The 7313-nt window shown below is 74.4% G+C and carries 8 protein-coding genes and 1 rRNA gene; 7 read left to right on the top strand and 2 right to left on the bottom strand.

Going from position 1 to position 7313, the window contains the following annotated elements:
• Window positions 1-89: ribosomal RNA gene (gene rrf, locus AB0C15_RS28415) — 5S ribosomal RNA — on the top strand; the annotation flags it as partial.
• A gap of 372 nt (window positions 90-461) precedes the next feature.
• Here rrf and AB0C15_RS28410 read toward each other — a convergent pair.
• A complete protein-coding gene (locus tag AB0C15_RS28410; RefSeq protein WP_357356993.1) occupies window positions 462-2024 on the bottom strand; it encodes a hypothetical protein in 1563 nt (520 codons plus the stop codon).
• Between AB0C15_RS28410 and AB0C15_RS28405 the strand changes: the two genes are divergently transcribed.
• Window positions 2013-3047 (top strand): hypothetical protein, encoded by a 1035-nt coding sequence (locus AB0C15_RS28405; protein ID WP_357356991.1) that lies wholly within the window; start codon window positions 2013-2015, stop codon window positions 3045-3047. The genes AB0C15_RS28410 and AB0C15_RS28405 overlap by 12 nt on opposite strands.
• Window positions 3044-4075: an HAD-IIA family hydrolase gene (locus tag AB0C15_RS28400; RefSeq protein ID WP_357356989.1), complete on the top strand. Its 1032-nt coding sequence runs from the start codon at window positions 3044-3046 to the stop codon at window positions 4073-4075. Before AB0C15_RS28405 ends, AB0C15_RS28400 begins: the two co-directional genes overlap by 4 nt.
• 13 nt (window positions 4076-4088) lie before the next feature.
• On the opposite strand, the gene AB0C15_RS28395 is transcribed toward AB0C15_RS28400, so the two are convergent.
• Window positions 4089-4427 carry an SCP2 sterol-binding domain-containing protein gene (locus AB0C15_RS28395; RefSeq protein ID WP_088947517.1) on the bottom strand — a complete coding sequence of 113 codons (339 nt, stop codon included), beginning with the start codon at window positions 4425-4427 and terminating at the stop codon, window positions 4089-4091.
• A gap of 112 nt (window positions 4428-4539) precedes the next feature.
• Between AB0C15_RS28395 and AB0C15_RS28390 the strand changes: the two genes are divergently transcribed.
• The 4 genes from AB0C15_RS28390 (at window position 4540) to AB0C15_RS28375 (ending at window position 7284) form a co-directional block, all read left to right on the top strand.
• Window positions 4540-5130, top strand: a complete 591-nt coding sequence (locus AB0C15_RS28390; protein WP_357356987.1) for a hypothetical protein — start codon at window positions 4540-4542, stop codon at window positions 5128-5130.
• A complete protein-coding gene (locus AB0C15_RS28385) occupies window positions 5127-5402 on the top strand; it encodes a hypothetical protein (protein WP_357356985.1) in 276 nt (91 codons plus the stop codon). The genes AB0C15_RS28390 and AB0C15_RS28385 overlap by 4 nt, the downstream gene beginning before the upstream one ends.
• Window positions 5403-5441: 39 nt before the next feature.
• Window positions 5442-6308 (top strand): TlyA family RNA methyltransferase, encoded by an 867-nt coding sequence (locus tag AB0C15_RS28380; RefSeq protein ID WP_357356983.1) that lies wholly within the window; start codon window positions 5442-5444, stop codon window positions 6306-6308.
• A 91-nt stretch (window positions 6309-6399) separates the two neighbouring features.
• A complete protein-coding gene (locus AB0C15_RS28375) occupies window positions 6400-7284 on the top strand; it encodes an NAD kinase (protein ID WP_357356980.1) in 885 nt (294 codons plus the stop codon).
• The last annotated feature ends 29 nt before the right edge of the window (window positions 7285-7313 follow it).

Below are 7313 nucleotides of genomic sequence, written 5' to 3'. Positions count from 1 at the left end.
CCGGTTACATTCCGAACCCGGAAGCTAAGCCCTCCAGCGCCGATGGTACTGCACTCGTGAGGGTGTGGGAGAGTAGGACGCCGCCGGACAATCTTCCAGTCGAGGGGCGCCCCATCCGGGTCGGCCCTCGACTGCGTAGCGCCATTGGTGGCGCAATCAGGAAGGATGTACCTGTGAGTTCAGGACCGCAGGGCGGAGATCGTCCCCGTCGTTACGAGGACCGTACTGACGGTGCGGGCGGACGCGACCGCGGCGCGCGGCGCGATGACCGAGACCGGCCCCCGTACCGGGGAGACCGCGACAGCGGCGGCGCCCGGGGGGGTTACGCCGGCGGCCGTGATTCTGGCTCCCGTGGTGGTGACCGGGACAGCTCGCGCTCCAGCGCCCCCCGTGAGGGCGGCTACCGCGGCGGCGACCGCCGCGAGGGTGGCTTCCGCGGCGGCGACCGTGACGGGTCGCGCTCAAGCGCCCCGCGCGAAGGTGGCTTCCGGTCCGGCGCTCCCCGCGAGGGCGGCTTCCGTGGTGGTGACCGCGAGGGTGGCTTCCGTGGTGGTGACCGTCGCGAGGGCGGCTTCCGTGGTGGGGACCGCGAGGGTGGTTTCCGTGGTGGGGACCGTCGTGAGGGCGGTTACCAGGGCGGGGACCGCACCCGTTCCGGCCCGCCGCGTGAGGGTGGCTTCCGGGGCGGCGACCGCGAGGGTGGCTTCCGTGGTGGAGACCGTCGCGAGGGCGGCTTCCGTGGCGGCGACCGTGACGGCTCGCGCTCGAGCGCTCCGCGCGATGGCGGCTCCCGTGGTGGTGACCGCGATGGCGGCTTCCGGGGCGGCGACCGTCGTGAGGGCGGTTTCCGTGGTGGTGACCGCGAGGGTGGTTTCCGCGGTGGCGACCGTCGTGAAGGCGGTTTCCGGGGTGGCGACCGCGACGGTGGCTTCCGTGGCGGCGACCGTGATGGGTCGCGCTCGGGCGGCGCTCCCCGTGAGGGCGGCGGCTTCCGTGGCGGTGACCGGGACGGCTCCCGTTCCGGTGCGCCCCGCGACGGCGGTTTCCGTGGCGGTGACCGCGACGGTGGTTTCCGTGGTGCTGACCGTCGCGAGGGTGGCTTCCGTGGTGGTGACCGCGAGGGTGGTTTCCGTGGTGGGGACCGTCGTGAGGGCGGTTACCAGGGCGGCGACCGCACCCGTTCCGGCCCGCCGCGTGAGGGTGGCTTCCGGGGCGGCGACCGCGAGGGTGGCTTCCGTGGTGGAGACCGTCGCGAGGGCGGCTTCCGTGGCGGCGACCGCGACGGCTCGCGCTCGAGCGCTCCGCGCGATGGCGGCTCCCGTGGTGGTGACCGCGACGGTGGCTTCCGGGGCGGTGACCGTCGTGAGGGCGGTTACCAGGGCGGGGACCGCACTCGTTCCGGCCCGCCGCGTGAGGGTGGTTTCCGGGGTGGCGACCGCGAGGGTGGTTTCCGGGGTGGCGACCGTGAGGGTGGTTTCCGTGGTGGCGACCGTCGTGAGGGCGGCTTCCAGGGCGGGGACCGCACCCGGTCCGGCCCGCCGCGTGAGGGTGGCTTCCGTGGCGGGGACCGTCGTGAAGGCGGCTTCCGCGGTGGCGACCGCGAGGGTGGCTCCCGCGGTGGTGACCGCGAGGGTGGTTTCCGTGGTGGCGACCGTCGTGAGGGCGGCTTCCAGGGCGGCGACCGCACCCGCTCCGGCCCGCCGCGTGAGGGCGGCTTCCGCGGCGGTGACCGTCGTGAAGGCGGCTTCCGGGGTGGCGACCGTGACGGTTCGCGTTCCAGCGCTCCCCGTGAGGGTGGTTTCCGGGGCGGCGAGCGCACCGGCGGTTCCCGGGCCGACGAGCGGCCTCGTCGCGAGGGGGAGTTCCGCCGCGACGACCGCGCGGGTGGCTCCGAGTCGTTCGAGGGCGGGCGTGGTTCGGCCCCGGCGCTGCCGGACGACATCGTCGCGACCGACCTCGACAAGGACGTCCGTGCCGAGCTGCTCTCGCTGAACAAGCCGGTCGCCGAGACGGTGGCCCGGCACCTGGTCGCCACCGGGCAGCTGATCGACGAGGACCCGGCCGAGGCGTTGGCGCACGCGCTGGCCGCCCGGCGGCTCGCGTCGCGCATCTCTGCCGTACGGGAGGCTGTCGGCCTGGCCGCGTACCACGCCGGGGAGTGGCAGTCGGCGATCGCCGAGCTGCGCACGTACCACCGGATGACCGGGTTGCAGAGCCACCTGGCCGTGCTCGCGGACTGCGAGCGGGCTCTCGGCCGGCCGGAGCGCGCCATCGACCTGTTCCGTGGCGCGGACCGGGAGAAGCTGGACCAGGCCGTGGCCATCGAGCTGCTGATCGTGGCCGCTGGAGCGCGGGGTGACCTCGGGCAGAAGGACGCCGCAGTTGCGATGCTCCAGGTCCCGGACCTCACCAGCGAGGCGACCGTGCCGTGGACGGCCCGGCTGCGGTACGCGTACGCCGACGCGCTGCTCGCGGTGGGGCGGCGCGAGGAGGCCCGCGAGTGGTTCTCCCGGGCTGCCGACGTGGACACCGAGGGCGAGACCGACGCCGCCGAGCGGCTGCTCGAACTCGACGGCGTGGTCATCGAGGGTGACGACGAGGACGAGGCCACCGAGGAGATCGCCGCCGGACCGGGCGCTCCTGGCGCGGTGCCGGCCCGCCCGGACGCCGACCTGGCCGGCGACGACGAAGACGACTTCGACGACGACGACGAAGACGACGACGAAGACGAAGACGACGACGACGAAGACGAAGACGACGACGACGAAGACGACGAGGACTTCGACGACGACGAGGAGGACGCCGCTGTCGGCCGTCCCGCCGACGACGAAGGCTTCGACGACGAGGACGAGGACCGTCACCCGACCGGAAGCGGCAACGCCGACGCGGACACCGCTGGCGACAGCGGCGTGACGTCCGGCAGCGTGGCAGACGGCAGCGTGGCGGACGGCAACACGGCCGTCGGCGACCCGGCCGACGGGACCACGGCGGACGCCGATGGGACCGTGGCCGCCCGGGACGACGAGTCGGGGACGACGCAGCGGTGAGCGTGGGCGTGGGGGAGCGGCTGGTCGACGGGTACACCCTCGTCGTCTTCGACCTGGACGGCGTGATCTACCTGATCGACCGGCCGATCCCCGGCGCCGTCGAGGCGGTGGCCCGGCTGCATTCCGAGGGACGGGCGGTGGCCTACGCCACCAACAACGCGTCCCGCCGGTCCAGCGAGGTCGCGGACCTGTTGACCGGGATGGGTGTGCAGGCCCGGCCGGAGGAGGTCCTCACCTCCGCCGCAGCCTCGGCCGAGTTGCTGCGCGACCGGCTGCCCGCCGGCGCGTCGGTGCTCGTGGTCGGCGCGGAGGCGCTGCGTGCGGAGCTGCGCGCGGTCGGTCTGCATCCGGTCACCGGGGCCGACGAGAAGCCGGCGGCGGTGGTGCAGGGGTACGGCCCGCAGGTCGGCTGGGCCGAGTTGGCCGAAGCGTCGATCGCGGTGCGGGCGGGTGCGATCTGGATCGCCACCAACACCGATCGGACCCTGCCCAGTGGGCGGGGGCCACTGCCCGGCAACGGGTCGCTCGTCGCCGTGCTGCGGACGGCGTTGGAGCGGGACCCGGACGTGGTGGTCGGCAAGCCGGAGCCGGCCCTGTTCGAGACCGCCGCCCGGCGCAGTGGCGGTGGGCGGAGCCTGGTGGTGGGTGACCGGCTGGACACCGACATCGAGGGTGCCCGCCGGGCCGGGCTGGACAGCCTGCTCGTGCTCACCGGCGTGCACGGCGTACCGGATCTGCTGGCCGCCGAGCCGCGACGCCGTCCCACGTACGTGGCGAACGACCTGGCGGGGCTCTTCGACCCGGCTGCCGCCGTGCGGGTCCCCGGCCCGGCGGACGCCGGCGGTTGGTCGGTGACCGACCGGGACGGCACGCTCGAGCTGGCGGGGGCCGGTCGGCCGTTGGACGCGGTGGCCGCGCTCTGCGCGGTGGCCTGGTCGGCGGCGGTGCCGGCGCTGCCGAGGATCCGGCCGGTGGGCCCGGACGCGGCCCACGTGGTGGAGAGTTTCGGGCTGACCGCGGCGGCGTGAGCCGGGGCGGTCGTCAGAGCAGCTTGCGCAACTTGAGCAGGTCGAACGGGTTGGCTTTGATCGACACTCGGCGGGAGGTCACCGCGCTGGTGACGTCGAGGTCGCCACGCACCAGGGCCAGCAGGTCGTCGCTCGACGTGCTCAGCGCGATCTTGGCTTTGGGGTCGTCGCCGTCGGTCAGCTCGACCAGTCGGCCGCCGGTGATCCGGCCGTGGAACGCGGTGTCCAGGTCGGTGATCCGGCAGGCGAGTGTCCGGTCCAGGTCGATCCGTTCGCGCACGGTCTCGGCGTTGCGATCCAACCGGGCGGCCAGCTCCTGCAACGCCTGCCGGCACTCGTCCACGCTGGCCACATCTCCCCCTCGCTGATCGCCACGCCGTCCCTCGGCACCGTACCGCACGGGTCGGTCCGGGGTGCCCGGTAGCGTGACACCTGCACACCTCGCCCCGTGGAAGGACTCAGGCATGCAGGACGCGTGGCGCGCCTACCTCGAGCTGGCCATGGGCCTCGCGGAGGCGCCCCGGAAGAAGGCCCAGGACGTGGCACGTCGCCTCGTCGGCTCCGGCGGTGCGACCGCCGCCCAGCTCCAGGCCCTCGGCGAGGAGCTGGTCAGTACCGGCGCCGCCAACCGGGAGGCGCTGACCAAGCTGGTCCGTTTCGAGGTCGACCGGGCGCTCGGTGCGGTCGGTCTTGCCACCGCCGACGAGGTGGCCGAGCTGACCCGGCGGGTGCACGACCTGGAACGGCAGCTACGGGAGGCGCGGTCCACCGAGTCGGCCACCGGCCCGACGCCGCAGCCCGACCCGACGGTCACCGCGCGACCCGGCTCCGGTCTCGTGCCGTCCGACGCCCCCGCCGGTGCCCCGGTCTCCGCGCCGGTGGCGAAGAAGGCCGTGGCGAAGAAGGCGGTCGCCAAGAAGGCAATCGCCAAGAAGGCAATCGCCCGCAAGCCGCCGGCGACGGTAAGCCGCACCGCTGACGAGGACATTCCGACGCCGGCGGTGATGCCCGCGAAGAAGGCGGTCCGCAAGCAGCGCCCGGACGACGCCGGATGACCCGGCCCGGTCCGCCGCCCGGTGGGTCGTTCCCGGGCCGGCCCGGGCCGCCCGCCGGCGGCTCGTTCCCAGCCCGGCCCGGGCCGCCGCCGGTCGCCCGCCCCGGTCCACCGCCGGATCTGGGGGAGGACGAGCCGCGGCACCCGGCGGTGGACGCCGCGGTGCGAGCCATCGCCAATGCCGCGACGCTCGCTCCCGCCGACCAGATCGCCCAGTACGAAGCGGCCTACGAGACCCTGCGGGAAACCCTCGCCACCATCGACCAGACCTGAGCGGGGACGACCAGGCCTGAGCAGACCGGAGAACCACCCATGGCACGTCGTAACCGGCTGGACGCCGAACTCGTCCGCCGCGGTCTGGCCCGCTCCCGTGAGCAGGCCGCCGCGTTGGTGGAGGCCGGCCGGGTCCAACTGCGGGGCGTGGTCGCCCGTAAGGCGGCCGCGATGGTCGACCCCGCCGACCCGCTCCTGGTCACCGGCGCGGACCCGGGCGAGGAGTACGTCTCCCGTGGCGGGCACAAGCTCGCCGGGGCGCTTGCCGCGTTCGCCCCCGGTGGGTTGCACGTGGCCGGGCGGCGGTGCCTGGACGCGGGAGCGTCGACGGGTGGGTTCACCGACGTGCTGCTGCGCGCCGACGCGGCCGAGGTGGTGGCCGTGGACGTCGGTTACGGGCAGCTCGCCTGGCCGCTGCGGACCAACGAGCGGGTTCGTGTTCTGGAGCGGACGAATGTCCGTACCCTCGAACCGGACGCGATCGGCGGGCCGGTCGATCTGACGGTGGCCGACCTGTCGTTCATCTCGCTGCGGCTGGTGCTGCCGGCGTTGGCCGGCTGCACCCGCGACGACGGCGACCTGGCGCTGATGGTGAAGCCGCAGTTCGAGGTCGGCAAGGAGCGGGTCGGCGCCGGCGGTGTGGTCCGCGACCCGGAGTTGCGCGCCGAGGCGGTGCTTGACGTGGCTGCCGCGGCGGCCACGCTCGGCCTCGGGTTGGCGGACGTGGCGGCCAGCCCGCTGCCCGGGCCCAGCGGCAATGTGGAGTTCTTCGTATGGTTGCGCCGGGGCGCACCGCCGGCCGACCCGCAGCGGGTGCGGGCCGTGGTGGCGGCCGGGCCGGACGGCCCGACAGCGGCCGGCGACGTGCCGGACGTGACGGCGGCGGCGGAGGAGGTCGCAGGTTGAACGCGCGCAGCGAGGGCGCCGCGACGACACGCGGTGGGAGTCGGGCGACGGTGGTGCGACGCCGCCCGGTCCGGGACGGGCGGGCGACCCGATGAGCCGGACCGCGCTGCTGGTGACCCACACCGGCCGTCGGCGCAGCACGGAGCACGCCCGGTCGGTCGCGGCCGATCTGATCGACGCGGGTTTCGAGGTACGGGTGGTCGCCGACGAGGCCGAGGACCTCGACCTGCCCGGGGTGGTGCCGGTCGCCGGTCCGCAGGCCGCCGAGGGCGCCGAGATCGTCTTCGCGCTCGGCGGGGACGGGACCTTCCTGCGCGCCGCCGAGCTGGCCCGGCCGGCGAAGGCGCCGCTGCTCGGCATCAACCTCGGCAAGGTGGGCTTCCTGGCCGAGGCGGAGATCGACGACCTGGACACCGCGGTGCGGGACGTCGTCGGGCGCAACTACACGGTCGACGAGCGGCTCACCCTGGACGTGACGGCCGAGTTCGACGGCGGGCCGACCATCGAGTCCTGGGCGCTCAACGAGATCAGCATCGAGAAGGGCGAGCGGGCCCAGATGCTCGAGCTGCTCGTCGACGTGGACGGCCGGCCGTTGTCCCGTTACGGCTGCGACGGTGTGGTCTGCGCGACGCCGACCGGCTCCACCGCGTACGCGTTCTCCGGCGGCGGCCCGGTGGTCTGGCCGGAGGTGGAGGCGCTGCTGTTGGTGCCGATCAGCGCGCACGCGTTGTTCAGCCGCCCGTTGGTCACCGCCCCGACGTCCACGTTCGTGATCACCGTCGACCCGTTCACCACCCTCGCGGTGCTCTCCTGCGACGGCCGGCGGGTCTACGACCTGCCACCGGGGGCGCGGGTGACCGTCCGTCGGGGCGCGCTGCCGGTGCGCATCGTGCGGTTGCGCCCCCGCCCGTTCACCGATCGGCTGGTGGCCAAGTTCGGCCTTCCGGTGCACGGGTGGCGCGGCAGCCGCCGGTGATCGTGGCGCACACCGTGGGTGGACGTGAG

The sequence above is a fragment of the Micromonospora sp. NPDC048835 genome, from assembly GCF_040649995.1.
Lineage (GTDB): Bacteria > Actinomycetota > Actinomycetes > Mycobacteriales > Micromonosporaceae > Micromonospora.
This window is presented reverse-complemented; position numbering and strand designations above follow the sequence as displayed.